Origin of the sequence: Pseudomonas sp. TNT2022 ID642 (assembly GCF_028656995.1) — a bacterium.
Classification (GTDB): Bacteria; Pseudomonadota; Gammaproteobacteria; order Pseudomonadales; family Pseudomonadaceae; genus Aquipseudomonas.
Genome location: NZ_JAMDGW010000050.1, coordinates 1 through 515 on the forward strand (window position 1 = coordinate 1; position 515 = coordinate 515).

The 515-nt window shown below is 57.1% G+C and carries 1 protein-coding gene; it reads left to right on the forward strand.

What is annotated here, in order from left to right:
• Positions 1-99 precede the first annotated feature (99 nt).
• Positions 100-515: helix-turn-helix domain-containing protein (locus tag M5G26_RS29395; RefSeq protein WP_273917186.1), on the forward strand; the 416-nt coding region annotated here is incomplete at its 3' end.

Consider the following 515-nt stretch of genomic DNA (forward strand, 5'->3'; position numbering starts at 1 on the left):
GGGGAGAGGGCTGGGGTGGGTAAAGACCGGGTACATCCTTTACGTTTGAGACCGGGGACATGGTTTACAGGTATTAATCATGGTCAGGAGGTGCTGACCATGCCCTGGAATCAAGAGTCCCCAATGGATCAACGAGTGAAGTTAGTCAGTGACTGGCTTGGCGGCAGCTACACCAAGAGCCAATTAAGCCGGCGCTATGGCGTCAGCCGTCCAACCATCGACAAATGGCTGGAACGATATGCAGCGTTGGGCGTAGATGGCTTGAAAGAGCAATCGCGCAAGCCGTTGAACTGTCCTCATCAAACGCCCGACGAAATCATTGCCACGCTGCTGGCCAAGAAAAACGAACATCCCGATCGGGGACCCAAGCAGATCATTGGTCGCCTGCGCGATTCCGATCCGCATATCCAATGGCCGGCGGCGAGTACCGCCGGGGAGTGGTTGAAGAAAGCTGGTTTGGTGGTGGCGCGACGGCCCTATCCCCCGCGTCCCCGTGCTCCAACACATTTGCGTCC